This window comes from Pseudomonas sp. LB3P93 (assembly GCF_054898025.1).
Genome location: NZ_CM142713.1, coordinates 6,112,685 through 6,136,618 on the forward strand (window position 1 = coordinate 6,112,685; position 23,934 = coordinate 6,136,618).

At 60.6% G+C, this 23,934-nt stretch carries 25 protein-coding genes; 12 read left to right on the plus strand and 13 right to left on the minus strand.

The genetic code is table 11. The features are described 5' to 3' along the window. Window positions 1-154: 154 nt before the first annotated feature. The 4 genes from trmB to ACYZT8_RS28030 all read right to left on the minus strand — a co-directional run bounded on the left by trmB (window position 155) and on the right by ACYZT8_RS28030 (window position 2,407). On the minus strand, window positions 155-880 hold the full coding sequence (trmB, locus tag ACYZT8_RS28015; protein ID WP_461977537.1) for a tRNA (guanosine(46)-N7)-methyltransferase TrmB: 726 nt from the start codon (window positions 878-880) through the stop codon (window positions 155-157). 9 nt (window positions 881-889) lie between these two features. Next, window positions 890-1,684, minus strand: coding sequence for a thiazole synthase (locus ACYZT8_RS28020; protein ID WP_461977539.1), 795 nt, complete (start codon window positions 1,682-1,684; stop codon window positions 890-892). Window positions 1,685-1,744: 60 nt separating this feature from the next. After that, entirely contained in the window at window positions 1,745-1,945 is a 201-nt protein-coding gene (thiS, locus tag ACYZT8_RS28025; protein WP_008026157.1) for a sulfur carrier protein ThiS, read from the minus strand. A 90-nt stretch (window positions 1,946-2,035) separates the two neighbouring features. Next, complete coding sequence (locus ACYZT8_RS28030; RefSeq protein WP_461977541.1) at window positions 2,036-2,407, minus strand: DUF423 domain-containing protein; 372 nt, start codon at window positions 2,405-2,407, stop codon at window positions 2,036-2,038. Window positions 2,408-2,481: 74 nt separating this feature from the next. Here ACYZT8_RS28030 and mtgA point away from each other — a divergent pair, with 74 nt between their 5' ends. Beyond that, a complete protein-coding gene (gene mtgA, locus ACYZT8_RS28035) occupies window positions 2,482-3,204 on the plus strand; it encodes a monofunctional biosynthetic peptidoglycan transglycosylase (RefSeq protein ID WP_461977543.1) in 723 nt (240 codons plus the stop codon). A gap of 210 nt (window positions 3,205-3,414) precedes the next feature. Here the strand turns inward: mtgA and rpoH are convergent, their stop codons facing one another. From rpoH to ftsY, 4 genes are all read right to left on the minus strand, one after another. Further along, a complete protein-coding gene (gene rpoH / locus ACYZT8_RS28040) occupies window positions 3,415-4,269 on the minus strand; it encodes an RNA polymerase sigma factor RpoH (RefSeq protein WP_007897890.1) in 855 nt (284 codons plus the stop codon). Window positions 4,270-4,381: 112 nt separating this feature from the next. Continuing rightward, window positions 4,382-5,404, minus strand: coding sequence for a permease-like cell division protein FtsX (gene ftsX / locus ACYZT8_RS28045; protein WP_461977545.1), 1,023 nt, complete (start codon window positions 5,402-5,404; stop codon window positions 4,382-4,384). Beyond that, a complete protein-coding gene (gene ftsE, locus ACYZT8_RS28050) occupies window positions 5,401-6,072 on the minus strand; it encodes a cell division ATP-binding protein FtsE (RefSeq protein WP_461977547.1) in 672 nt (223 codons plus the stop codon). The genes ftsX and ftsE overlap by 4 nt, the downstream gene beginning before the upstream one ends. Then, a complete protein-coding gene (ftsY, locus tag ACYZT8_RS28055) occupies window positions 6,069-7,574 on the minus strand; it encodes a signal recognition particle-docking protein FtsY (protein WP_461977549.1) in 1,506 nt (501 codons plus the stop codon). The genes ftsE and ftsY overlap by 4 nt, the downstream gene beginning before the upstream one ends. 344 nt (window positions 7,575-7,918) lie before the next feature. On the opposite strand from ftsY, the gene ACYZT8_RS28060 reads away from it, so the two are divergent. From ACYZT8_RS28060 to ACYZT8_RS28080, 5 genes are read left to right on the plus strand one after another with little or no spacing between them, the layout of a single operon-like run. Beyond that, on the plus strand, window positions 7,919-9,274 hold the full coding sequence (locus tag ACYZT8_RS28060; protein ID WP_461956145.1) for a M16 family metallopeptidase: 1,356 nt from the start codon (window positions 7,919-7,921) through the stop codon (window positions 9,272-9,274). Beyond that, on the plus strand, window positions 9,267-10,757 hold the full coding sequence (locus tag ACYZT8_RS28065) for a M16 family metallopeptidase (protein ID WP_461977551.1): 1,491 nt from the start codon (window positions 9,267-9,269) through the stop codon (window positions 10,755-10,757). The genes ACYZT8_RS28060 and ACYZT8_RS28065 overlap by 8 nt, the downstream gene beginning before the upstream one ends. Beyond that, window positions 10,757-11,368: a 16S rRNA (guanine(966)-N(2))-methyltransferase RsmD gene (gene rsmD, locus ACYZT8_RS28070; RefSeq protein ID WP_109635619.1), complete on the plus strand. Its 612-nt coding sequence runs from the start codon at window positions 10,757-10,759 to the stop codon at window positions 11,366-11,368. The genes ACYZT8_RS28065 and rsmD overlap by 1 nt, the downstream gene beginning before the upstream one ends. A 55-nt stretch (window positions 11,369-11,423) precedes the next feature. Next, entirely contained in the window at window positions 11,424-12,422 is a 999-nt protein-coding gene (locus ACYZT8_RS28075) for a hydrolase (protein ID WP_461977553.1), read from the plus strand. 3 nt (window positions 12,423-12,425) lie between these two features. Next, a complete protein-coding gene (locus ACYZT8_RS28080; RefSeq protein ID WP_461977555.1) occupies window positions 12,426-13,256 on the plus strand; it encodes an AraC family transcriptional regulator in 831 nt (276 codons plus the stop codon). A gap of 125 nt (window positions 13,257-13,381) precedes the next feature. On the opposite strand, the gene ACYZT8_RS28085 is transcribed toward ACYZT8_RS28080, so the two are convergent. Both ACYZT8_RS28085 and ACYZT8_RS28090 read right to left on the minus strand, forming a co-directional pair. Then, complete coding sequence (locus ACYZT8_RS28085) at window positions 13,382-14,236, minus strand: sulfurtransferase (RefSeq protein WP_461977557.1); 855 nt, start codon at window positions 14,234-14,236, stop codon at window positions 13,382-13,384. A 33-nt stretch (window positions 14,237-14,269) separates the two neighbouring features. Beyond that, window positions 14,270-14,941, minus strand: a complete 672-nt coding sequence (locus ACYZT8_RS28090; RefSeq protein WP_461956150.1) for a TetR/AcrR family transcriptional regulator — start codon at window positions 14,939-14,941, stop codon at window positions 14,270-14,272. A gap of 147 nt (window positions 14,942-15,088) precedes the next feature. On the opposite strand from ACYZT8_RS28090, the gene ACYZT8_RS28095 reads away from it, so the two are divergent. The 5 genes from ACYZT8_RS28095 (at window position 15,089) to ACYZT8_RS28115 (ending at window position 19,797) form a co-directional block, all read left to right on the plus strand. Then, window positions 15,089-16,519, plus strand: coding sequence for a coniferyl aldehyde dehydrogenase (locus tag ACYZT8_RS28095; protein WP_461977559.1), 1,431 nt, complete (start codon window positions 15,089-15,091; stop codon window positions 16,517-16,519). Window positions 16,520-16,546: 27 nt separating this feature from the next. Then, window positions 16,547-17,092, plus strand: coding sequence for a twin-arginine translocation pathway signal protein (locus tag ACYZT8_RS28100; RefSeq protein WP_461977561.1), 546 nt, complete (start codon window positions 16,547-16,549; stop codon window positions 17,090-17,092). Between the two features lie 160 nt (window positions 17,093-17,252). Then, window positions 17,253-18,848 carry a GMC family oxidoreductase gene (locus tag ACYZT8_RS28105; protein ID WP_461977563.1) on the plus strand — a complete coding sequence of 532 codons (1,596 nt, stop codon included), beginning with the start codon at window positions 17,253-17,255 and terminating at the stop codon, window positions 18,846-18,848. A 115-nt stretch (window positions 18,849-18,963) separates the two neighbouring features. Then, window positions 18,964-19,443, plus strand: a complete 480-nt coding sequence (coaD, locus tag ACYZT8_RS28110; RefSeq protein WP_109635631.1) for a pantetheine-phosphate adenylyltransferase — start codon at window positions 18,964-18,966, stop codon at window positions 19,441-19,443. Window positions 19,444-19,545: 102 nt separating this feature from the next. Beyond that, window positions 19,546-19,797 (plus strand): YfhL family 4Fe-4S dicluster ferredoxin, encoded by a 252-nt coding sequence (locus ACYZT8_RS28115; RefSeq protein ID WP_010466792.1) that lies wholly within the window; start codon window positions 19,546-19,548, stop codon window positions 19,795-19,797. Between the two features lie 123 nt (window positions 19,798-19,920). Here ACYZT8_RS28115 and ACYZT8_RS28120 read toward each other — a convergent pair whose 3' ends face one another. From ACYZT8_RS28120 to ACYZT8_RS28130, 3 genes are read right to left on the minus strand one after another with little or no spacing between them, the layout of a single operon-like run. Continuing rightward, the gene (locus tag ACYZT8_RS28120; RefSeq protein ID WP_461977566.1) at window positions 19,921-20,244 is read right to left on the minus strand and encodes a multidrug transporter; all 324 of its coding nucleotides are present in this window, start codon (window positions 20,242-20,244) and stop codon (window positions 19,921-19,923) included. Window positions 20,245-20,298: 54 nt separating this feature from the next. Beyond that, window positions 20,299-21,111, minus strand: a complete 813-nt coding sequence (gene mutM, locus ACYZT8_RS28125; RefSeq protein ID WP_461956156.1) for a bifunctional DNA-formamidopyrimidine glycosylase/DNA-(apurinic or apyrimidinic site) lyase — start codon at window positions 21,109-21,111, stop codon at window positions 20,299-20,301. A 28-nt stretch (window positions 21,112-21,139) separates the two neighbouring features. Next, window positions 21,140-21,955 carry an HDOD domain-containing protein gene (locus ACYZT8_RS28130; protein ID WP_461982636.1) on the minus strand — a complete coding sequence of 272 codons (816 nt, stop codon included), beginning with the start codon at window positions 21,953-21,955 and terminating at the stop codon, window positions 21,140-21,142. Between the two features lie 379 nt (window positions 21,956-22,334). Here ACYZT8_RS28130 and ACYZT8_RS28135 point away from each other — a divergent pair, with 379 nt between their 5' ends. Beyond that, window positions 22,335-23,531 (plus strand): class I SAM-dependent rRNA methyltransferase, encoded by a 1,197-nt coding sequence (locus tag ACYZT8_RS28135; protein WP_157712544.1) that lies wholly within the window; start codon window positions 22,335-22,337, stop codon window positions 23,529-23,531. Window positions 23,532-23,934 lie beyond the last annotated feature (403 nt).

Sequence of the window (23,934 nt, forward strand, 5' to 3'; positions counted from 1 at the left end):
AGCTTTCGGCGGCCATGCCCCGTTCTTGACCCCGACACAAAACAAATGTGGGAGCGAGCTTGCTCGCGATGAGGGCCTGACATTCAACATCTTCGTTGACGGTCAGACCGCTATCGCGAGCAGGCTCACTCCCACATTGGGTATTGCGTAGGGCTCAGGACTGCTTTTCGAACTTCAGGTCCCACACGCCATGCCCAAGACGTTCGCCGCGGCGTTCGAACTTGGTGATCGGGCGCTCGGTCGGGCGCGGGACGCATTTGCCGTCTTCGGCGAGGTTGCGGTAGCCCGGCGCGACGTTCATCACTTCCAGCATGTACTCGGCGTACGGTTCCCAGTCGGTGGCCATGTGCAGAATGCCGCCGACTTTCAACTTGCTGCGCACCAGTTCAGCGAAGGACGCCTGAACGATACGGCGTTTGTGGTGACGGCTCTTGTGCCACGGGTCCGGGAAAAACAGCATCAGGCGATCGAGGCTGTTGTCGGCCACGCAACGGTTGAGCACTTCGATCGCGTCGCAATCGTAGACCCGCAGGTTGGTCAGGCCCTGAGTCAGCACGCCGTTGAGCAGCGCGCCGACACCCGGACGGTGAACTTCCACGCCAATGAAATCCTGTTCCGGCGAGGCTGCGGCCATTTCCAGCAGCGAATGGCCCATGCCGAAACCGATTTCCAGCGAGCGCGGTGCGGAGCGACCGAACACTTGGTCGAAGTCGACCGGCGCGTCGGCCAGCGGCAGGACGAACAGCGGCGTGCCCTGCTCCAGGCCTTTTTGCTGGCCTTCAGTCATGCGCCCGGCGCGCATCACGAAGCTCTTGATGCGGCGGTGTTGGCGCTCTTCGCCTTCTTCCGGCTGGATTGGCGTGTCGTTTGATTCAGTCATCAATGGCTCTTACTTGATCAGACCATCCAGCGGCGAGGAGGCGCTGGCATAGAGTTTTTTCGGCATGCGGCCGGCGAGGTAGGCCAGGCGGCCCGCGACGATGGCGTGTTTCATGGCTTCAGCCATCATGATCGGCTGCTGGGCATGGGCGATGGCCGAGTTCATCAGCACCGCTTCGCAACCCAGTTCCATGGCGATGGTGGCGTCGGAAGCGGTACCGACACCGGCATCCACCAGCACAGGAATCTTGGCTTCTTCGAGGATGATCTGCAGGTTGTACGGGTTGCAGATCCCCAGGCCCGTGCCGATCAGACCGGCCAGCGGCATGACCGCGATAACACCGATTTCCGCCAGTTGACGGGCGATGATCGGGTCATCGCTGGTGTAGACCATCACGTCGAAACCTTCCTTGACCAGCACTTCGGCGGCCTTGAGGGTTTCGATCACGTTGGGGAACAGGGTTTTCTGGTCCGCCAGCACTTCCAGCTTCACCAGGTTGTGGCCGCCGAGCAGCTCACGGGCCAGACGACAGGTGCGCACAGCCTCGGTAGCGTCGAAGCAACCGGCAGTGTTCGGCAGGAAGGTGTAGCGATCCGGCGACAGGACTTCGAGCAGGTTCGGTTCGCCCGGGTTCTGGCCGAGGTTGGTGCGGCGCACGGCAAAGGTGACGATCTCGGCACCCGAAGCTCCGATGGCCAGGCGGGTTTCTTCCATGTCGCGGTACTTGCCGGTGCCTACCAGCAAACGCGACTGGTAAGTACGACCGGCCAGGACGAAGGGCTTGTCGCTACGAACGATGCTCATGGGAAATCCTCTGTAGGGGTGAGGTTCTTGCAGAATTCTGGGCCCTTGCGGGCCGGGCGACTAGCCGCCGCCGATGGCGTGTACCACTTCGACGGAATCGCCGTCGTTCAGCGTGGTATCTGCGTGCTGGCTGCGCGGGACGATATCCAGATTGAGTTCGACCGCCACCCGGCGTCCGGTCAGTTCCAGACGGGTCAGCAGGGCCGCAACGGTTTCACCGTCGGGCAGTTCAAGGGATTCGCCGTTCAACTGAATGCGCATACCGAATGCCGCCATCATTTTTAGGGGCTGGCATTCTAGCCCGATCAGTCTTGGCGACCCAAGCCATTCGTCATGAAATGGACCGTCCGGTCAGCTCAACCGCCAGGCGGCGAGCCCCAGGCAGAACCAGCCAACCAGGAATGCCAGGCCGCCGAAGGGTGTGACGATCCCGAGCTTGCTGACGCCGGTCAGGGTCAGCAGGTACAGACTGCCGGAAAACAGCAGGATGCCAATGGCAAACGAGGCACCCGCCCACGTAATCAAACGTCCTGGAATCTGCGTGGCCAGCAGAGCAATACCCAACAGGGCCAGGGTATGCACCAGTTGGTAAGTGACGCCGGTGTGGAAAATCGCCAGATATTCAGGCGTCAGACGGTTTTTCAGGCCGTGGGCGGCAAACGCGCCAAGGGTAACGCCAGTGAAGCCGAAGAAAGCGGCCAGCATCAGAAAGCCACGCAGCATGAAGAACTCCAGTCAGACTCGATCAACAGGGTCTGTATAATGGCCCGCTCAACGGGTTCGGCCAAGCCATCTCTATGCTGCGTATATTTTTGCGACGATTCACAAAGGCCCTGCTCTGGTTCGCGGGCGGCAGCGTATTGCTGGTACTGATTTTTCGCGTGGTACCGCCACCGGGAACGGCCTTGATGGTCGAGCGCAAGGTCGAATCATGGTTCGACGGCGAGCCGATTGACCTGCAACGCACCTGGAAACCCTGGGATGAAATCTCCGATGACCTGAAAGTCGCCGTAATAGCGGGCGAAGATCAGAAATTCCCGGAGCATTGGGGATTTGACTTTGGCGCGATCCAGAAAGCATTGGCCCATAACGAACTCGGCGGTTCGATTCGCGGTGCCAGCACCCTGAGCCAGCAAGTCTCAAAGAATCTGTTTTTGTGGTCTGGGCGCAGCTGGCTGCGTAAAGGCCTGGAAGCGTGGTTTACCGGGCTGATTGAGGTGCTTTGGCCCAAGCAGCGGATTCTTGAGGTGTACCTGAACAGTGTCGAGTGGGATGACGGGGTGTTCGGCGCTGAAGCGGCGGCCCGGCATCACTTTGGTGTTGGCGCCAAGTCTCTTTCTCGGCAGCAGTCGAGTTTGCTGGCGGCGGTGCTGCCTAATCCACGGGTGTGGAGTGCGAGTCATCCGACCAACTATGTTGCGCGTCGGGCTGGCTGGATTCGGCAGCAGATGAGTCAGTTGGGCGGTGATAGCTATCTGGTTGGCATCAACGACTCACGCCGGGCGCCTTGGGCGCAGTAGCCCAACGCCAATCTACCAATCACCGAATATCCCTGTGGGAGCGAGCTTGCTCGCGATAGCGGTTGATCATTCAACATGAATAGTGACTGACCCGACGCTATCGCGAGCAAGCTCGCTCCCACAGGGGATCTGGGTGAAGCTGGCGAAATGAGCACAAACAAAAACGCCCCGATCAATGATCGGGGCGTTTTTTATTGCCGGGCGCGCAGGTTAAGCGGCGATCGACAACTTGAGCTTGTTCATCGCGCTCTTCTCGAGCTGACGAATACGCTCGGCCGACACGTTGTACTTCTGCGCCAGGTCGTGCAGCGTGGCTTTTTCTTCTGCCAGCCAGCGCTGGTAGAGGATGTCACGGCTGCGGTCGTCCAGCACTTCCAGCGCTTCGTGCAGGTTGTGGTTGGAGTTGTCGCTCCAGTCAGCATCTTCCAGTTGACGGGCCGGGTCGTACCGGTGGTCTTCCAGATAGTTGGCCGGCGACTGGAAAGCGCTGTCGTCGTCCGCTTCCGCAGCCGGGTCGAAGGCCATGTCATGGCCGGTCAGGCGACTTTCCATCTCGCGCACTTCCCGCGGCTCTACGCCGAGGCTTTCCGCCACACGGTGGACTTCCTCGTTGTTCAGCCACGCCAGGCGTTTTTTCTGGCTGCGCAGGTTGAAGAACAGCTTGCGCTGGGCCTTGGTGGTCGCGACTTTCACAATGCGCCAGTTGCGCAGGATGAATTCGTGAATTTCCGCCTTGATCCAGTGCACCGCGAACGAAACCAGACGCACACCCATTTCCGGGTTGAAGCGCTTCACCGCCTTCATCAGGCCGACGTTGCCCTCCTGGATCAGGTCAGCCTGAGCCAGGCCGTAGCCGGAATAGCTACGGGCGATATGTACAACAAAACGCAGGTGGGCGAGCACCATCTGCCGAGCCGCCCCCAAATCCTGCTCATAATAGAGACTCTCGGCCAGTTCACGCTCCTGCTCCGGAGTCAGCAATGGAATGCTGTTCACGGTGTGCACATAGGCCTCCAGGTTCGCACCCGGGACCAGAGCATATGCAGGTTGCAAAGAATTGGTCATACGAAAAAACCTCCCACTTACAAACTCGTGCAGTTCAGCACTGCGAAAATTGACCGGAAACCGAAAGACAAGTTCCCAAAAACGCTGAAAGGTCAATACGAGCAAAATGATACTACTTAGGCGCAAGCTCCCTCAGGTGGCGTGCGACTGCAATCCATGCACCGATATACCCCAACAGCACCGCGCCAAGCAAGAGAGACAGACCGTCGGCAACTGGCACTCCGGCCAGCGCGAAATCACTGCCGTACAAACCGGCCAGCCCTACCACCGCGTCGTTCAGCCAGTTCAGGCCGAACGCCAATACACCCCAGGAAAGCATCCCCGCACCGAAGCCATACAACGCGCCCATATACAGAAAGGGCCTGCGCACATAGCTGTCAGTGCCGCCGACGAGTTTAATCACTTCTATCTCTGTGCGGCGGTTTTCAATATGAAGACGAATGGTATTGCCTATCACCAAAAGTAATGCAGAAACCAGAAGCACGGTCAGACCGAAGACAAAACGGTCACCCAGCTTGAGGATCGCTGCCAGACGCTCGACCCAGACTAGATCAAGTTGCGCTTGTTGTACCTTCGGCAGCTCGGAAAGTTTTTGTCGTAATGCTTCAAGCGCGGGCTTGTCGACTTCGTTCGGGGTCACCAGAACCACGCCCGGCAGCGGGTTTTCCGGCAGCTCCTTGAGTGCCTCGCCCAGACCGGACTGCTGCTGGAACTCTTCCAGCGCCTGATCACGGCCGACATACTCAGCATCAGCTACGCCGGGCATGCCTTTGATCTGTTCGCGCAACGACTCGCCTTCAGCAGGGCTGGCCTCGAGTTGCAGATACAAGGAAATCTGCGCCGCTCGCTGCCAGGAACCGCCCAGACGCTCGACGTTACTTAGCAAAAGTGACAGGCCCATCGGCAAACTCAGGGCAACCGCCATCACCATGCAGGTGAAAAAGCTGCCGATCGGCTGTTTGCCCAACCGGCGCAAGCTGTCCAGCAGGCTGGCGCGGTGGCTTTCTACCCAGGCGCGAAACAGCGTGGCGAAATCCGGGCCGTCGTCATCGTCGCGTTTTTTCTTCTGCGGTTGCGGATCGGCGGCTTTCGGCGCCACACGCTCGGAAACCTTGGGGCTGCGTGTCGCACTCATTCGCCCGCCTCCCCGTCGCCGATCAGTCGGCCGCGTTGCAGGGTCAGCATGCGATGACGCATACGGGCGATCAACGCCAGGTCGTGACTGGCAATCAGCACGCTGGTGCCCAGACGGTTGATGTCTTCGAACACGCCCATGATCTCGGCCGCCAGGCGCGGATCGAGGTTACCGGTCGGTTCGTCCGCCAGCAGCAAGGCCGGACGGTGGACGATGGCGCGGGCGATGCCGACGCGCTGTTGCTGGCCGGTGGACAGGTCGCCGGGGTACAGATCGGTTTTATCCGACAGCGCCACGCGCTCAAGCGCCGAATCCACCCGTTTGACGATCTCGGCCTTCGACAGGCCAAGGATCTGCAACGGCAGCGCGATGTTGTTGAACACCGTGCGATCGAACAGCAACTGGTGATTCTGGAACACCACACCGATCTGTCGGCGCAGATACGGAATCTGTGCGTTGCTGATGGTGGCGAGGTCCTGGCCCGCCAGCAGCAATTTGCCAGTGGTTGGACGCTCCATCGCCAGCAGCAGCCGCAGCAAGGTGCTTTTGCCGGCGCCGGAATGCCCGGTCACAAACAAAAACTCGCCCCGACGGACTCGAAAGCTCAGCTCATGCAAGCCGACGTGACCGTTCGGGTAGCGCTTACCGACCTGTTCGAAACGAATCATGAACGCTCCCGCTCGGCAAACAATGCCTGGACAAAGGGTTCTGCTTCAAAAGTACGCAAATCATCGATGCCTTCACCGACGCCGATGTAGCGAATCGGCAAACCAAATTGCTTGGCCAGGGCGAAAATCACCCCACCCTTGGCGGTGCCGTCGAGCTTGGTCAGCGCCAGGCCGGTCAGTTCGACGGTCTGGTTGAATTGCTTGGCCTGGTTGATCGCGTTCTGGCCGGTGCCGGCATCGAGCACTAGCAGCACTTCGTGCGGCGCATCGGCGTCGAGCTTGCTGATGACCCGGCGAACCTTTTTCAACTCTTCCATCAAATTGTCTTTGGTGTGCAGGCGACCGGCAGTGTCGGCAATCAACACATCAATGCCACGGGCCTTGGCGGCTTGCACGGCATCGAAGATAACCGAAGCCGAGTCAGCGCCGGTGTGCTGGGCGATGACCGGGATCTTGTTGCGCTCGCCCCACACCTGCAACTGCTCGACGGCGGCGGCACGGAAGGTATCGCCGGCCGCGAGCATGACTTTCTTGCCTTCGAGTTGCAGCTTCTTCGCCAGTTTGCCGATGGTGGTGGTCTTGCCGGCGCCGTTGACGCCGACCACCAGAATCACGAAGGGCTTGTTCTGCGAGGTGATTTTCAGCGGCTGCTCGACAGGCTTGAGCATCGCCGCGAGTTCAGCTTGTAGGGATTTGTACAGCGCGTCGGCATCGGCCAGCTCTTTGCGCGCGACCTTCTGGGTCAGGCGCTGAATGATCACCGAGGTCGCTTCAACGCCAACGTCGGCGGTCAGCAGACGGGTTTCAATGTCTTCGAGCAGCTCGTCATCGATGATTTTCTTGCCCAGAAACAGGCTGGCCATGCCTTCGCCGATGCTGGCGCTGGTCTTGGACAGGCCTTGCTTGAGGCGGGCGAAGAAACCGGCTTTGGTTTCTTCGGTACGCGGCGGCTCGGCCGGGACTTCGACGGGAACGTCGGGTGCAGCGGCTACCGGGGCAACTACGGGAGCAGGCGCAGGCGCTTCAACCACAGGCGCGATGAACGCAGGAATCACCGGCTCCGGAGCAACCGGCTCAGGCTCAGGCTCGGCCACGACGACCGGCGCGACAACCGGCTCAACCACTGGCGCGTGAACAGGCTCGGGAGCAAGGGCAGTCGGGGCAGGAATCGGCGGCGTCACATGCGGCGCCATCTCGTTTTCAACCAAGGCCACCGGTTCTTCCGCCACCGGCAACGTCAGCCACGGCTCTGGAGCGGGTGTCAGTGGCTGCTCGGCAACCACTTCGGGCTCAGCCTCAGCCACCGGTTGCAGCACCGGCTCGGCAATCGGCAAGACAACTGGCGCCAGCTGTTCTTCTATTACCGGCGCAGGGGTTGGCTCAGGAAGTGGTTGTGGCTGTTCGACGACGGTTTCCTGCGGCTTTTTGCGCAGCCATCCGAACAGGCTTTTCTTCTCGCCAGCCGCAGCTGGGGTCTTCTTGTCGTCGTTGGAACCAAACATGGAGGACGGCTATCTCACGGTAGCGACGCGCCAAAGGGCGCCCCGGCAAATAAATATTCGATGCAGAACAGACTGCGATTGACCCAGCTTGTTCACGCGCAACATTTTGTCGAGGTGCAAACAGCACCTCAAAGGTTGACTAATACGAAGGACTGGAACGGCATCGTCGGCGAAAACGCAGAGTTTAGCTGACAAACTCAAAGCTTCCGCAGGTAACCCATGCAACCTTCCGGCCGATCAAAGGCCTGATAGGCGTGGCCGCCAGTAAAACGGATCAGTATCCTAGCACCCTCTCGCCCGCTGACGCTAAGAACAAGCGGGCAGCCCCAAAGGTTTAAAAACGAATGAATGCTTTAGCCCGCCGCGCTGCAGGCCTGCTGCTCAGCACAGTTTGTCTGCCCCTCTCGGCCCTGGCTGCCGATCCACAACCCACCCACGAATTCACTCTGGATAACGGCCTGAAGGTCGTTGTGCGCGAAGACCATCGTGCGCCAGTGGTGGTTTCCCAGGTCTGGTACAAGGTCGGCTCCAGCTATGAGACGCCAGGTCAGACCGGTTTGTCCCACGCGCTGGAACACATGATGTTCAAGGGCAGCGAGAAAGTCGGCCCCGGCGAAGCGTCGCTGATCCTGCGCGACCTCGGTGCCGAAGAGAACGCGTTCACCAGCGATGACTTCACGGCCTATTACCAGGTGCTGGCCCGCGACCGCCTCGGCGTGGCCTTCGAGCTGGAAGCCGACCGCATGGCCAGCCTGCGCCTGCCGGCCGACGAGTTCGCCCGGGAAATCGAAGTCATTAAAGAAGAACGTCGCCTGCGCACCGACGACAAGCCGATGTCCAAGGCCTACGAACGCTTCAAGGCCATGGCCTTCCCCGCCAGCGGTTACCACACGCCGACCATCGGCTGGATGGCGGACCTGGACCGCATGAAAGTCGAAGAGCTGCGCCACTGGTACCAATCCTGGTACGTGCCGAACAACGCCACGCTGGTGGTGGTCGGCGACGTGACCCCGGACGAGGTCAAAACCCTGGCCCAGCGCTACTTCGGCCCGATCGCCAAACGTGACGTGCCACCGGCGAAAATCCCGCTGGAACTGGCCGAACCCGGCGAGCGGCAGATCACCCTGCACGTGCAGACCCAATTGCCGAGCCTGATGCTGGGCTTCAACGTGCCGAGCATCGCCACCGCCGAAGACAAACGCTCGGTGAACGCCTTGCGCCTGATCTCGGCCCTGCTCGACGGCGGCTACAGCGGACGTATCCCGACGCAACTGGAACGCGGCGAAGAGCTGGTGTCCGGAGGTTCGTCGAGTTACGACGCCTACACCCGCGGCGACAGCCTGTTCACCTTGTCGGCGACGCCGAACACCCAGAAAAAGAAAACCATGGCCCAGGCCGAAGCTGGTTTGTGGAAGCTGCTTGAACAGCTGAAAACCACCGCTCCGTCCGCTGAAGAGCTGGAACGCGTCCGCGCCCAGGTCATCGCCGGTCTGGTCTACGAGCGTGATTCGATCACCAGCCAGGCCACCTCCATCGGCCAGCTGGAAACCGTCGGCCTGTCCTGGAAACTCATGGACACCGAACTCGCTGACCTGGAAAGCGTGACCCCGGAAGATATCCAGAAAGCCGCCAAGCTGTATTTCACCCGCGAACGTCTCAGCGTCGCCCATGTACTGCCACTGGAGACGACTCATGAGTGAGCGTAAGAAACCCCGTCTGGCCCTGATCGGCCTGATCGCAGCCGTGCTGATCGGCTCCGCTGCGTTTTATTTGTCGAAAAGCGAAGACTCCAAGGCCAGCGAAGCCCTCGACAAGGCCAAGGCCAGCCAGAAGCTGCAATCGCTGACCGAACTCGACGGCAAGGCGCCGAGCCACCGTTCGCTCGACGTACAGACCTGGAACACCGCCGAAGGCGCCAAGGTGATGTTCGTCGAAGCCCGCGAGCTGCCGATGTTCGACCTGCGCCTGATCTTCGCCGCCGGCAGCAGCCAGGACGGCAACGCGCCCGGTCTCGCACTGCTGACCAACGCGATGCTCAACGAAGGTGTGGCCGGTAAAGATGTCGGCGCTATTGCTCAGGGCTTCGAAGGCCTGGGCGCAGACTTTGGCAACGGCGCCTTCAAGGATATGGCACTGGCTTCCCTGCGCAGCCTCAGCGCCGCAGACAAGCGCGAGCCTGCGCTGAAGCTGTTCTCTGAAGTCGTCGGCAAGCCGACCTTCCCTGCCGACTCCTTTGCGCGCATCAAGAACCAGATGCTCGCCGGGTTCGAATACCAGAAGCAGAACCCGGGCAAATTGGCGAGCCTGGAGCTGATGAACCGCTTGTACGGCGATCACCCTTACGCCCATTCCAGTGACGGCACGGCAAAAACCGTCCCGGAGATTACCGTAGCGCAACTCAAGGCGTTCCACGAGAAGGCCTATGCGGCCGGCAACGTGGTGATTGCGCTGGTGGGCGATTTGTCCCGCGCCGAAGCCGAGGCGATTGCCGCGCAAGTCTCCAGCGCGCTGCCGAAAGGCCCGGCGCTGGCGAAAATCCCGCAGCCTGAAGAACCAAAGGCCAGCATCGGCCACATCGAGTTCCCGTCCAAGCAAACCAACCTGATGCTTGCGCAACTGGGCATCGACCGTGACGATCCGGACTACGCCGCATTGTCCATGGGCAACCAGATCCTCGGCGGCGGTGGTTTCGGCACCCGCTTGATGAGCGAAGTGCGCGAGAAGCGCGGCCTGGCGTACGGCGTCTATTCGGGCTTCACCCCGATGCAGGCGCGCGGTCCGTTCATGATCAACCTGCAAACCCGCGCCGAGATGAGCGAAGGCACGCTGAAACTGGTGCAGGACGTCCTCGCCGACTACCTTAAAACCGGCCCGACCCAGAAAGAACTCGACGACGCCAAGCGTGAACTGGCCGGCAGCTTCCCGCTGTCCACCGCCAGCAACGCCGATATCGTCGGCCAGCTCGGCGCCATGGGTTTCTACAACCTGCCGCTGAGTTATCTGAATGACTTCATGCGTGAGTCGCAGAGCCTGACCGTCGAGCAGGTCAAAGCCGCACTGAACAAACACCTGAGCACGGACAAAATGGTCATCGTCAGCGCTGGCCCGACCGTGCCGCAAAAGCCGTTACCGGCCCCAACTGATAAACCTGCCGAGCAGCCGCTCGGGGTTCCGGAGCATTAATGGCCACTCGTCCTAAGAAACCCGTTCACAACGTACACAACGGCGTGAACCAACTGCGCATCATCGGCGGCGAATGGGGCAGCCGGAAGCTGAGCTTCCCGGACGCACCGGGCCTACGCCCGACCCCGGACCGGGTGCGTGAGACCCTGTTCAACTGGCTCGCGCCGTACGTTGCGGGGGCCAAAGTGTTTGATCCGTTCGCCGGCAGCGGCGCGTTGTTCCTCGAGGCCTTGTCCCGTGGCGCGGCGATGGGTCAGGCGCTGGACGCCAGTAACATCGCGGTCGCCAGCATCAAGGAGCATCTGGGTACACTGCGCTGCACCACCGGCCAGATTCAGACCGCCGATGCCCTGCGCTATCTGGAAACCCAGACCGCGACCGCCTACGACTTGGTGTTCCTCGATCCGCCGTTCAATCAGGACCTGTTGCCGACCGTCTGCACCCTCCTTGAAGAGCGTCAGTGGCTGGCCAATGAGGCGTGGATCTACACTGAAAGCGAAAACGCGCCGTCGAGCCTTGGCTTGCCAGGCAACTGGCGCCTGCACCGGGAGCAGAAATCCGGGCGGGTGTATTACGCGTTGTGGCAACGTATGGCAGAGATCGCCGGTTAATCGACCGGCCTGAAAAGGTGCGCACCGGTTGCGCACCGCTGCATCGAGAGTAATCGTGTCCTTTCCGTCAGAACGCTTCACCCCCGCCTTCGGCATCGGCAACCCGCACCTGCAAACCTTGTGGGGACCGCTGTGGCGCAAAACCACGCACATCGAACGCGAGCGCGAACGCTTGTGGCTTGAGGATGGCGACTTTCTCGATATGGACTGGCACGGCCCGCACGCCGCCGATGCGCCTCTGGTGCTGGTGTTGCACGGCCTGACCGGTTCTTCGAATTCGCCTTACGTGGCCGGGGTGCAGAAAGCGCTCGGTGCACAAGGGTGGGCCAGCGTCGCGCTGAACTGGCGCGGCTGTTCGGGCGAGCCGAATCTGTTGGCGCGCAGCTACCATTCTGGCGCCAGCGAAGACCTCGCAGAAGCCATCAAACACCTGCGGGCCAAGCGCCCTCTCGCACCGTTGTATGCGGTCGGCTATTCCCTGGGCGGCAACGTCTTGCTCAAGCATCTGGGCGAAACTGGCAGTGACAGCGGCGTGTCAGGCGCGGTGGCGGTATCGGTGCCGTTTCGTCTCGATCAGTGCGCCGATCGTATCGGCCAGGGTTTTTCGAAGGTCTATCAGGCGCATTTCATGCGCGAGATGGTGGCCTACATCAAGAACAAGCAGCGCCAGTTCCAGCATGACGGACGCGAGGATGGACTGGCGGCATTGGCGGCGCTGGGCTCGCTGGAGAACATGCGCACCTTCTGGGATTTCGATGGCCGGGTCACGGCGCCGCTCAATGGTTTCGTCGATGCCGAGGATTACTATCGCCGCGCCTCCAGTCGCTATTACCTTGGGCAGATTCGCACGCCAACCCTGATCATTCAGGCGGCCGACGATCCCTTCGTGTTCCCCCATAGCCTGCCGCACGCGTCGGAATTGTCCGCCTCCACTCAATTCGAGCTGCAAGCCAAGGGCGGGCATGTCGGCTTTGTCGATGGCTCGTTCCGGCAACCGGGTTATTACCTGGAACGACGCATTCCGCAGTGGCTGAGCGCCGTGGGTCGCGGGTAAGCCATGGACGCCGATCAGGGCGAGTCGATTCGCTTCTGGCAAACGGCGCCGTTGGCCGGTGTCGAGTTATTGTCCGCGCGCTACATCGAACACCGCTTCGCGCCCCACGTGCATGACGGTTATGTGATCGGCATGATCATGGCCGGAGCCCAGCGTTATCGCTATCGCGGTGCCGACCACCTGGCTGGCAGCGGCACGCTGGTGTTGATCAACCCGGATGAACTGCACACTGGCCACAAAGGCACCGAGGACGGTTGGTTGTACCGGGCGTTTTATCCGGACAGCGGGCAGATTCTCTCGCTGCTGGACGAACTGGAGTTGCCGACCAACAACCTTCCGGGGTTTGGCGCAACGCTGTATCGCGATCCGGATCTGGTAAAGGGTTTCTGCCAACTGCATCGCTTGCTGGAAAGTCCGTCCACGGCCCTGCAACAGCAAACCGTCTGGCGGGAGATGATGCTCTTGCTGCTGCAACGTCATGCGGCCGTGCCGATCGCCGGCAAACCCGGCAAGGAGCACCGGGCGGTGACGCTGGCCAAGGACGTGCTGCAAGCACAATTGGCAGCGCCGCCCTCGCTGGAAGAACTGGCGGCAGCGGTCAACCTGTCACCGTTTCACTTCGCCCGGGTCTTTCGCCGCGCCACGGGCATGCCGCCTCACACCTGGCTGATGCAGCAACGCATCGCACAGGCAAGGGCGCTGTTACAGAACGGTTATTTGCCGCTGGAAGTCGCGATGCAACTGGGATTTGCTGACCAGAGCCATTTGAGTCGGCAGTTCAAGCAGGTTTACGGGGTTGGACCGGGGGCGTATCGCAGTGCCCGGCTGATCTGAGATTCAAAACAGCCGGAATACCCATGTGGGAGTGAGCCTGCTCGCGATAGCGGTGGGTCCATCAGCATCAATGTTGACCGACCCACCGCTATCGCGAGCAAGCTCGCTCCCACAGGGATCAGTGTTTATTCGCCGGTGGCGATGCCGTGTTGAGGATCGTTGATCCACTCGCTCCACGAGCCGGCATACAACGAGCTCAACGGATAACCCGCGAGGCACAGCGCAAACAGGTTATGGCAAGCCGTCACGCCAGATCCGCAATAGGCCACCAGATCGCTCGGTGCACGATCGCCGAGTTTCGCGGCAAAGCGCTGCTTGAGCTGCTCAGCCGGCAGGAAACGCCCGTCACTGCCCAGGTTCTCGGTGAAGGCCGCGCATTGCGCACCGGGAATGTGCCCGGCAATCGGATCGATTGGTTCGACTTCGCCCTTGAAACGCGGCAAGGCGCGGGCGTCGAGCAAGGTCAGTGCGGGTTGGCCGAGGCGCTGCTGAAGCTGTTCGGCGCTCAACAGCAGCGCATTGTCCGGCGTCCCGGTGAAGGCGCCGCGCTTGATGTCGCACCTGTCCAGACTCAGCGGCAATCCGGCCGCGTGCCAGGCCTTGAGCCCGCCATCGAGAATGAACACGCCATCACGTTTGCCCAGCCAGGCCAGCAACCACCAGGCCCGCGCCGCGTAGGCACCGGGACCGTCATCGTACAAAACCACTTCGCTGTCGGCGTTGATGCCCCAGGCTTGCAGGCGCTCGATCAAGTCTTCAGGTTCGGGCAGCGGATGGCGCCCGGTCACGCCCTTGACCACTGCCCCGCTCAAATCACGCTCAAGATCGGCAAAGCTCGACCCGGCGATATGCCCTTCGGCATAACTGCGCTGGCCGTAGTCCGGGTCTTCGAGGGCAAAACGACAATCCAGAATCACCAGCCCAGGCGCATCCTTTTTCAGGTCCAACGCTTGCGGGCTGATCAGTTGCGCAATGGGCATAACGGGCTCCTGTGATTAAGTCGGTCTTGAATCCTACTGCACTTCTTCAAGGGCCTGGGCCAGCGGTACGTAAAACTCTTCGTACAGCGCGTTGACCGCGTCGCGAGCCTGATCCGTGACGAAACCGGCCTCAAGCACCAGCACCTGATACACCCCACGTTTAATCGCCTGCTCACTCAGGTGATTGGAGTTTTCCCGCGTGGTGCACAGAAAACGCACCCAGGACGTCAGGATAATCCAGGCATTGAGCGTCAGGGATTCGATCTGCACCTTGTCCATTTGCAGGATGCCGGCGTCGACGAAGGCGGCGTAGATGTGGGTGCCATGGATCAGGCAGCGCTGGGAGAAACGCCGATAACGGGCGGCCAGTTCGGGATCGCTGTCGAGCAGATGCTCAAGATCACGATGCAAAAACCGGTAGCGCCACATCGCCGCCAGCAGTTCCTGAAGGTAGAAGCGCTTGTCTTCCACCGTGGACGCGCGGCCCTGAGGCGGGCGCAAGAAGCTGTCCACCAGGCTTTCGTACTCACTGAACAGCACGGCGATGATCGCCTGCTTGTTGGGGAAGTGGTAGTACAGGTTGCCCGGAGAAATCTCCATGTGGGCAGCAATGTGGTTGGTGCTGATGCTGCGCTCGCCCTGTTGATTAAACAGCTCCAGGCTGTTCTGCACGATGCGCTCGCTGGTTTTGATCCGAGGGGCCATGGCTTGAGCTTTAATTCAGAGTGCGTTGGCGGGCATCTTACGACCTATCGGCGAGTGGATAAAACACTGCTGCACCTGGATGTCATTTGACTTTATAGAGCATAGACTCTAAAAAGTGCCTCATTACAACAAAAACCGGAGCCGATCATGACCGCCGACATCGCGTACTTGCAGAACCTGCAACAGCCTCTGGACGAGCTCCAGGCCCTGTTTGATGCGCAGCGTGCGGCGTATGCAGCCAACCCGATGCCGCCGGCCGCCCAGCGTCAACAATGGCTCAAGGCCCTGCGGGATCTGCTGAGCAATGAGCGCCAGGCCTTGATCGATGCGATCAGCCAGGATTTCAGCCACCGCAGCGCCGATGAAACCCTGCTCGCCGAGCTGATGCCCAGCCTTCACGGCATTCATTACGCCAGCCAGCACCTCAAAGGCTGGATGAAAGCTTCGCGGCGCAAGGTCGGTATCGCGTTTCAGCCGGCATCAGCCAAGGTTGTTTACCAGCCGCTGGGCGTGGTCGGCGTGATCGTACCCTGGAACTACCCGCTGTATTTGGCCATCGGGCCGTTGGTGGGCGCATTGTCGGCGGGCAATCGGGTGATGCTCAAACTCAGTGAGTCGACCCCTGCCACCGGTTTGCTGCTCAAGGAGCTGCTTGGCCGGATCTTCCCGCAAGACCTGGTCTGCGTGGTGCTGGGCGAAGCCGATATCGGTGTCGCATTCTCCCGCCTGCGGTTCGATCATCTGCTGTTCACCGGTGCCACCAGCATCGGCAAGCACGTAATGCGCGCGGCGGCCGAGAACCTGACGCCGGTGACCCTTGAGCTGGGTGGCAAATCCCCGGCCATCGTTTCCCTCGACGTGCCACTCAAGGACGCTGCCGAACGCATCGCCTTCGGCAAGACCCTCAATGCCGGACAAACCTGCGTAGCCCCGGACTACGTGCTGGTGCCGGAAGATCGTATCGGCGCTTTCGTCGAAGCCTATCGCCAGGCGGTTCGCGGGTTTTATCCGACACTAGCGGACAACCCGGACTACACCGCCATCATCAATGACCGGCAATTGGCGCGGCTCAACGGCTACGTCAGCGACGCCACCAGCAAGGGCGCGCTGCTGATTCCGTTGTTTGATCAAGGCCAGGGCCGACGCATGAGTCATAGCCTGCTGCTAAACGTCAGTGACGACATGACCGTGATGCAGGACGAAATCTTCGGCCCGCTGTTGCCGATCGTTCCATACAAGGATCTTGACGAGGCGTTTGCCTACATCAATCAACGACCTCGTCCGCTGGCGCTGTATTACTTCGGCTATGACAAGCGCGAACAAAATCGCGTACTCCACGAAACCCATTCCGGCGGCGTTTGCCTCAACGACACCTTGCTGCACGTGGCTCAGGACGATATGCCGTTCGGTGGCATCGGCGCTTCGGGCATGGGCCATTACCACGGCCACGAAGGTTTCCTGACCTTCAGCAAGGCCAAAGGCGTGTTGATCAAACAGCGCTTCAACGCGGCGAAGCTGATTTACCCGCCGTATGGAAAAACCATTCAGAAGCTGATCCAGAAGCTGTTTATCCGCTAACGATCACACCGTCGGGTAATAACAATAATGAGCCCAAGCCTGTCCGATACACCCGCGCTGTCACGGCGCGGCCTGCTTAAATTCAGCCTCGGCGCGAGTGCGTTCCTGGCCACGGCCGGACTGGGCGCGAGCCTCAGCGGCTGCTCATCGAGCATCCCGGCCAGCGGTTTCGCGATTTTGCGCAGCGGCGATCTGCTGTTTCTGCGCGCATTGGTGCCGGTGATGCTCGAAGGTGCCGTGGCCGTCGAGAAAATGCCGGCGGCCGTCGAAGGCACCCTTAAAACCCTGGATAACGACCTGAATCACCTGTCGCCGGAAATGCTCAAGCTCACTCAGCAATTGTTCGACGTGCTGGGAATGGCGGTGACTCGCGGGCCGCTGACCGGGATCTGGGGCAGCTGGGAAAACGCCAGCGCCGATGAGATCCGGCATTTTCTCGAGCGCTGGGAAAACAGCTCGTTGAGCCTGTTGCGCATGGGGCATAGCTCGTTGCTGCAACTGGTGATGATGGCCTGGTACAGCCGAGCGGAATCGTGGGTGCATTGCGGGTATCCCGGGCCGCCTGCCGTTTGAGACCGAGGCGCGCCCATCGCGGGCAAGCCCGCTCCCACAAGGTTCGAGGTAGACCGCCCTTTTGTGAACGACTCAGAACCTGTGGGAGCGAGGCTTGCCCGCGAAGACGTCAGCCGCCTCACCACTGCATCCAAAACCATAACAACAAGAGAACCCGAAAATGCCCGTACCCGACCCGTTCCGCGAAGGCATGGCCCGTGGCTGGAAAACCTACAACGGCTCGCAACTGACCCAGGACCTGACCCTCGAAGCGGACGTGGCGATCATCGGCAGCGGCGCGGGCGGCGGGACCACCGCCGAAATCCTCAGCGCCGCCGGCTACAAGGTGTTGCTGATCGAAGAAGGGCCCCTCAAGACCAGCAGCGACTTCAAGATGCTTGAAGACCAGGCCTACACCAGCCTCTATCAGGAAGGTATTGGCCGCATGAGCAAGGACGGCGCGATCACCATCCTCCAGGGCCGCGCGGTAGGCGGCACCACGCTGATCAACTGGACGTCGAGCTTCCGCACCCCCGACCCGACGCTTGAGCATTGGGCCAAGGAACACGATGTCAAAGGCCACAGCCCGGCCGAGATGGCGCCGTGGTTCGAGAAAATGGAACAACGCCTGGGCGTCGCCCCGTGGATGGTGCCGCCCAATGCCAACAACGACGTCATCCGCAAAGGCTGCGAAAAACTTGGCTACACCTGGCATGTGATTCCGCGCAACGTGCGCGGCTGCTGGAACCTTGGCTATTGCGGCATGGGCTGCCCGACCAACGCCAAGCAATCGATGATGGTCACGACCATTCCCGCGACCCTGGAAAAAGGTGGCGAGCTGCTTTATCTGGCTCGTGCCGAGAAGCTCTCGATCAAGGACGGCAAAGTCACCGGCCTGCAATGTGTGGCGATGGACGACCGCTGCGTCGCGCCTACCGGACGCACGATTACGGTCAAGGCGCGGCACTACGTGCTCGCTGGCGGTGGGATCAACAGCCCGGCGCTGCTCCTGCGTTCGGAGGCGCCCGATCCGCACACACGCCTGGGCAAGCGCACGTTCCTGCACTTGGTGAACATGTCCGCCGGGCTGTTCGACGAGGTGATCAACCCGTTCTACGGCGCACCGCAGTCGATCTATTCCGATCATTTCCAATGGCAGGACGGCACAACCGGCAAGATGTCCTACAAACTGGAGGTGCCACCGCTGCACCCGGCGCTCGCCTCCACGCTGCTCGGCGGTTTCGGCAAGAAAAACGCCGCGCACATGGAAAACCTGCCGCACACCCACGCGATGCTGGCGCTGTTGCGGGACGGCTTCCACCCGGACAGCCCGGGCGGCAGCGTCGAATTACGCGGCGACAACACGCCGGTGCTCGACTATCAGGTTTCACCCTATGCCTGGGACGGCTTGCGCCGGGCCTTCCACAGCATGGCCGAAATCCAGTTTGCCGGTGGCGCCAACGCGGTCATGCCGATGCACGCCGACGCGCGCTATGTGAAAACCATGGCCGAGGCGCGCACCTTGATCGACGGTTTGAGCCTTGAGCTGTACCGCACCCGCCTGGGCAGTGCTCATGTGATGGGCGGTTGTGCGATGGGTGAAGACCCGAAAAACGCCGTGACCGACAGCCTTGGCCGGCATCACCAGATCAGCAATCTGTCGATCCACGATGGCTCGCTGTTTCCCACCAGCATTGGCGCAAACCCGCAATTGTCGGTCTACGGGTTGACGGCGCAACTGGCGACTTCCCTCGCCGAACGGTTGAAAAACCCATGAAAACGGAGAATATCCCAATCGTCTATAGTGCTTTCTTACCCAACAGGCGACTTGGCCGACCGGGAAGGCTGCGATACCATCCGACTCCCCAACGGACTCCCGCCAGGACGACGCGATGAACCGAGTGTTGTACCCAGGTACCTTCGACCCTATTACCAAGGGCCATGGCGACTTGGTCGAACGCGCCGCGCGCCTGTTCGATCATGTGATCATCGCCGTCGCTGCCAGCCCGAAGAAAAACCCGTTGTTTCCCCTGGAACAACGTGTGGCGCTGGCCCGCGAGGTCACTAAACATCTGCCGAACGTGGAAGTCGTCGGCTTCTCGACGCTGTTGGCGCACTTTGCCAAAGAGAAGAACGCCAATGTGTTCCTGCGTGGTTTGCGCGCGGTGTCGGACTTCGAATACGAATTCCAGCTGGCCAACATGAACCGCCAACTGGCACCGGATGTGGAAAGCCTGTTTCTTACACCGTCCGAGCGTTACTCCTTCATTTCCTCGACGCTGGTTCGTGAAATCGCAGCGTTGGGCGGCGATATCACCAAGTTCGTCCACCCTGCGGTGGCGGATGCCCTCACCGAGCGCTTCAAGAAGTAACGACCGCTCAAGCGGCGCCCGCGTGCACTGCGGGCGCCAATGCGGCACAATTGCGCGCATTGGTTTATTGCGCCCGGGCCGTCCGCCCTGGCTGGAGTTAGCATGTCCCTGATCATCACCGACGATTGCATCAATTGCGACGTCTGCGAACCCGAGTGCCCGAACGCCGCCATTTCCCAGGGCGAAGAGATCTACGTGATCGACCCGAACCTGTGCACACAGTGTGTCGGCCACTACGACGAACCTCAGTGCCAGCAGGTTTGCCCGGTGGATTGCATTCCGCTGGATGAAGCGCATCCGGAGACTGAAGAGCAGTTGATGGCGAAGTATCGGATTATTACCGGGAAGGCTTGAACATTGCGGTGCCGGTACTGACGCCATCGCGGGCAAGCCCGCTCCCACAAGGACCACGAAAACCCTGTGGGAGCGGGCTTGCCCGCGATGAGGCCATCAGGTAAACCGAATATGTAACTGGTTTCACTCCCGCTGCTCAAACCCCTCCCCGACACACCCCAGACACCGCACAAACGCCGCTTTCGCCGGATCAACCACCAGCGCCTGCCCCGCATCGCCAATGCCGCCGCCCAACGCGGTAAACGGCAACGACACCACAAACGCCCCGGCACCGATCACCGTCGCCACGACCAGCAAGGGTCGGGCGATCAGCAAGTCGCCAAGCATGGCGTAGGCCGGGGGATTCTGGATGGTGTAGCGCGGGTCACCGCTGCCGCTGTTTGCCGCCAGCGCTGGTGCACCGACGCTCAGCAGCAGCGCAACAACAAGGGTTCGAAACGAATTCATGGCACGGTCCTTCGGCTAGGCAGTCAGAACACTGACTATAGACCGTAGGACGTATCAGCTCTGACAGCGTGGGCAAAAGACGCTGGCGCGCTGCCCGAGTTTTACGTCACGCAGCTCGGTGCCACAGACTTTGCACGGTTGACTGCCACGGCCATACACAAACAATTCCTGCTGGAAATAACCTGGCTGACCATCGCCGCCGATAAAGTCCCGCAGCGTAGTGCCGCCACGCTCGATAGCGGCGGCCAAAATGCGTTTGATCTCGATCGCCAGCTTCAAGTAGCGCGCTCGGGAAATGCTCTTGGCCTCGCGACGCGGGTCGATGCCGGCGGCGAACAAGGCTTCGGTCGCATAGATATTGCCGACGCCGACCACTACCGCGTTATCCATGATGAACGGCTTGACCGCCATGGATCGTCCCCGCGACTGCTGGAACAAGCGATCGCCATCAAACAGGTCGGTCAACGGCTCCGGCCCCAGACGAATCAGCAGTTCGTGGTTGAGCGGATCGAGACTCCAGAGCATCGCACCAAACCGGCGGGGGTCGGTATAGCGCAGGGCCAGGCCGGACTCCAGTTCGATGTCCACATGCTCGTGCTTGGCGGCCGGCATGCCGACCTCCACCAGCCGCAGATTGCCCGACATGCCCAGATGACTGATCAGCGTGCCCACTTCTGCATTGATCAGCAGGTACTTTGCGCGCCGCTCCACCAGCACAATGCGCTGGCCGGACAGTCGCACATCGAGGTCTTCAGGAATCGGCCAGCGCAAGCGGCGCTCACGCACGATCACCCGGCTGACGCGCTGGCCTTCCAGGTGCGGCGCAATCCCGCGGCGAGTGGTTTCGACTTCTGGCAGTTCAGGCATGCTGTACTCGAATCAGGCTGTCCGGTGCTCAGCGGTGAGCGCCGAGGTCGCGAATCGTTTGCTTGAGGGTCTCGAAGTCGTAGTCCGAGAGACCGACATAATCGAGCACCAGATGCCCGATGCTGTTCCATTCGTGGTCTTCGGTCTGATTACCCAACACCCGGTAAGACGCACAAATATGCTCGGCCATTTTCAGGATCGCCAGCAGGTTCTTGAGCTGGGCGTTGCGCGAAGACTCGTCGCTGAAAATCGCCAGGGCATTGTGGTGATTGGCAATCGCCGCGGTCACATGCTCCGGCAGGCGCCAGGACTTGGCCGTGTAATAACCGACCACCGCGTGGTTGGTGTTGAACACCCGGTTCTCGGTGTCGACCACCCGGCATTCGGCACCGGCGTTGGCGTAGGCCTCTTCCAGAACTGTCATGTAATTGGGGAAACGCTGCAACATCAGCGGCACGCCGCAGTCGTGAAACAGCCCCAGCGCGTACGCTTCATCGCCGGCCTGGGCGCCGATGCGCTTGGCTAGCGTCAGGCAGGTCATCGCCACGTCCTGAGCCGTATCCCAGAAACGGTTCAGGGTGACGATGGTGTCGTCGTTCATCTCGCCCTTGATCGATTGCGCATTGATCAGGTTGACGATCGAACGGCTGCCCAGCAGGTTCACCGCACGCTGGATCGAGGCGATCTTGTTGCTCAAGCCGTAATACGGCGAGTTGACGATCTTCAGCAAGGCGCCAGAGAGCCCAGGGTCCTGGGAGATCAGCTTCGCGATCACTTCCAGATCCGGGTCGGGCATGTACTGCTCCATCTGCAAATCCACCATGATTTGCGGCTGAGCAGGCACGCTGATGCCTTGCAGGGACTGTTGAATCTGTTCGGAAGTCAGCTCTTGGGACATAAGTACACACTCTGGGGCAGGTGGCGATTCTAACCTTTATAAAGTTGGATCCGACACCTTGGCCGCTACATCGGCTGAAGTTTCATCAAATGCCCAATCCGCCTTCAAAGTACAGCGCACCCTCCTGTGGCGAGGGAGCTTGCTCCCGCTCGGCTGCGAAGCAGACGTAAATCCAGCGAATGCGGTTCGTCTGATGTACTGCAACAGCCGTTGTTGGGACGGCTCCGCCGTCCAGCGGGAGCAAGCTCCCTCGCCACATGTCCACATCCAAACCTGTCAGCGCTGCAACACGCTATACTCCCGCTCTTTTTTCCGGAGCGACGTCATGTCCCTGCCTAGCCTGCGCCTCAAAGCCAACGCCGACCGTCGCCTGCGAAACGGCCACTTGTGGGTCTATAGCAACGAAATCGATGTAGCGGCGACCCCTTTGCACGGCTTCAAGGCCGGTGACCAGGCGATTCTCGAAGCCGCTGGCGGCAAACCGCTGGGCATCGTGGCCATGAGCCCGAACAACCTGATCTGCGCGCGTCTGCTGTCGCGCGACATCAAGTTGCCGCTGGACAAGTCGCTGCTCGTCCATCGCCTGAACGTTGCGCTGTCCCTGCGCGATCGCCTGTTCGACAAGCCGTTTTATCGCCTGGTCTACGGCGACTCCGACTTGTTGCCAGGTCTGGTGGTCGACCGTTTCGGCGACATCCTGGTGGTGCAGATCGCTTCGGCGACCATGGAAGCCCATAAAGAAGACGTGATCGCGGCGTTGACCCAAGTGCTCAAGCCAAGCGGCATCCTGTTCAAGAATGACTCCGCTGCCCGTGATGCCGAAGGCCTCAACCGCTACGTCGAAACCGTGTTCGGCCTGGTGCCGGAATGGGTCGCGCTGGAAGAGAACGGCGTGAAATTCGAAGCACCGGTCATCCAGGGTCAGAAAACCGGCTGGTTCTACGACCACCGCATGAACCGCGCGCGCCTGGCCCCTTATGCCAAAGGCAAACGCGTGCTGGACCTGTACAGCTACATCGGCGGCTGGGGCGTGCAAGCGGCCGCATTCGGCGCCAGTGAAGTGTTCTGCGTCGACGCGTCGGCCTTCGCCCTCGACGGCGTCGAGCGCAACGCCGCGCTGAACGGTTTCGCCGAGAAAATGACCTGCATCGAAGGCGACGTGTTCGAAGCCCTCAAAGAGCTGAAAGCCAGCGAAGAACGTTTCGACGTGATCGTCGCCGATCCGCCGGCCTTCATCAAACGCAAGAAAGACATGAAGAACGGTGAAGGCGCCTACCGTCGTCTGAACGAGCAAGCCATGCGCCTGCTCAGCAAGGACGGCATTCTGGTCAGCGCATCGTGCTCGATGCACCTGCCGGAAGACGATCTGCAGAACATTCTGCTGACCAGTGCCCGCCACCTGGACCGCAACATCCAGATGCTCGAGCGTGGCGGCCAGGGCCCGGATCACCCGGTTCACCCGGCCATCGCCGAAACCCGCTACATCAAGAGCATCACCTGCCGGTTGCTGCCAAACAGCTGATTACGCCGGTTTGACGGGGAGCCGGCCGGCTCCCCGTTCTATTATCTGTTACTGAACCCCCTCAAACTTCCTACACTTGCAGTCCTACGAACTTGCAGGACGTTTCCCTGTGTCTTTAATTAATAAGAATTCGCCTGACAAAACTTGTTCACACCTATGATTGTTCCGACAAAATTTCTGGAGAATTCCTACCTAATATCGCCTTGATAAGCGCTCATTACACTCTATGATTGAGAGTGTCACAACGAAGTGACACTCACTTTCAATTACAAGGAGTTCCAAAATGAAAGCAATTACTCTGGAAGCTAACAGCATCGCCAACCTGGCTTTTCTGGTTGCCCCTAAAGCCCGTTAAGTAAATGAGGCGCTGGGGAGTGCCGGCTACCCAGCGTTTTCCATGGCA

What these genes read in the sequence shown, in the direction of transcription:
- ACYZT8_RS28120 (WP_461977566.1), bottom strand. Translation starts at nt 20,244, where the DNA reads ATGAATTCGTTTCGAACCCTTGTTGTTGCGCTGCTGCTGAGCGTCGGT.
- ftsY (WP_461977549.1), bottom strand. Translation starts at nt 7,574, where the DNA reads ATGTTTGGTTCCAACGACGACAAGAAGACCCCAGCTGCGGCTGGCGAG.
- mtgA (WP_461977543.1), top strand. Translation starts at nt 2,482, where the DNA reads ATGCTGCGTATATTTTTGCGACGATTCACAAAGGCCCTGCTCTGGTTC.
- mutM (WP_461956156.1), bottom strand. Translation starts at nt 21,111, where the DNA reads ATGCCTGAACTGCCAGAAGTCGAAACCACTCGCCGCGGGATTGCGCCG.
- ACYZT8_RS28030 (WP_461977541.1), bottom strand. Translation starts at nt 2,407, where the DNA reads ATGCTGCGTGGCTTTCTGATGCTGGCCGCTTTCTTCGGCTTCACTGGC.
- ACYZT8_RS28115 (WP_010466792.1), top strand. Translation starts at nt 19,546, where the DNA reads ATGTCCCTGATCATCACCGACGATTGCATCAATTGCGACGTCTGCGAA.
- ftsX (WP_461977545.1), bottom strand. Translation starts at nt 5,404, where the DNA reads ATGAGTGCGACACGCAGCCCCAAGGTTTCCGAGCGTGTGGCGCCGAAA.
- ACYZT8_RS28080 (WP_461977555.1), top strand. Translation starts at nt 12,426, where the DNA reads ATGGACGCCGATCAGGGCGAGTCGATTCGCTTCTGGCAAACGGCGCCG.
- ACYZT8_RS28090 (WP_461956150.1), bottom strand. Translation starts at nt 14,941, where the DNA reads ATGGCCCCTCGGATCAAAACCAGCGAGCGCATCGTGCAGAACAGCCTG.
- rsmD (WP_109635619.1), top strand. Translation starts at nt 10,757, where the DNA reads ATGGCCACTCGTCCTAAGAAACCCGTTCACAACGTACACAACGGCGTG.
- ACYZT8_RS28060 (WP_461956145.1), top strand. Translation starts at nt 7,919, where the DNA reads ATGAATGCTTTAGCCCGCCGCGCTGCAGGCCTGCTGCTCAGCACAGTT.
- ACYZT8_RS28065 (WP_461977551.1), top strand. Translation starts at nt 9,267, where the DNA reads ATGAGTGAGCGTAAGAAACCCCGTCTGGCCCTGATCGGCCTGATCGCA.
- ACYZT8_RS28095 (WP_461977559.1), top strand. Translation starts at nt 15,089, where the DNA reads ATGACCGCCGACATCGCGTACTTGCAGAACCTGCAACAGCCTCTGGAC.
- ACYZT8_RS28020 (WP_461977539.1), bottom strand. Translation starts at nt 1,684, where the DNA reads ATGAGCATCGTTCGTAGCGACAAGCCCTTCGTCCTGGCCGGTCGTACT.
- coaD (WP_109635631.1), top strand. Translation starts at nt 18,964, where the DNA reads ATGAACCGAGTGTTGTACCCAGGTACCTTCGACCCTATTACCAAGGGC.
- ACYZT8_RS28100 (WP_461977561.1), top strand. Translation starts at nt 16,547, where the DNA reads ATGAGCCCAAGCCTGTCCGATACACCCGCGCTGTCACGGCGCGGCCTG.
- thiS (WP_008026157.1), bottom strand. Translation starts at nt 1,945, where the DNA reads ATGCGCATTCAGTTGAACGGCGAATCCCTTGAACTGCCCGACGGTGAA.
- rpoH (WP_007897890.1), bottom strand. Translation starts at nt 4,269, where the DNA reads ATGACCAATTCTTTGCAACCTGCATATGCTCTGGTCCCGGGTGCGAAC.
- ACYZT8_RS28105 (WP_461977563.1), top strand. Translation starts at nt 17,253, where the DNA reads ATGCCCGTACCCGACCCGTTCCGCGAAGGCATGGCCCGTGGCTGGAAA.
- trmB (WP_461977537.1), bottom strand. Translation starts at nt 880, where the DNA reads ATGACTGAATCAAACGACACGCCAATCCAGCCGGAAGAAGGCGAAGAG.
- ftsE (WP_461977547.1), bottom strand. Translation starts at nt 6,072, where the DNA reads ATGATTCGTTTCGAACAGGTCGGTAAGCGCTACCCGAACGGTCACGTC.
- ACYZT8_RS28085 (WP_461977557.1), bottom strand. Translation starts at nt 14,236, where the DNA reads ATGCCCATTGCGCAACTGATCAGCCCGCAAGCGTTGGACCTGAAAAAG.
- ACYZT8_RS28135 (WP_157712544.1), top strand. Translation starts at nt 22,335, where the DNA reads ATGTCCCTGCCTAGCCTGCGCCTCAAAGCCAACGCCGACCGTCGCCTG.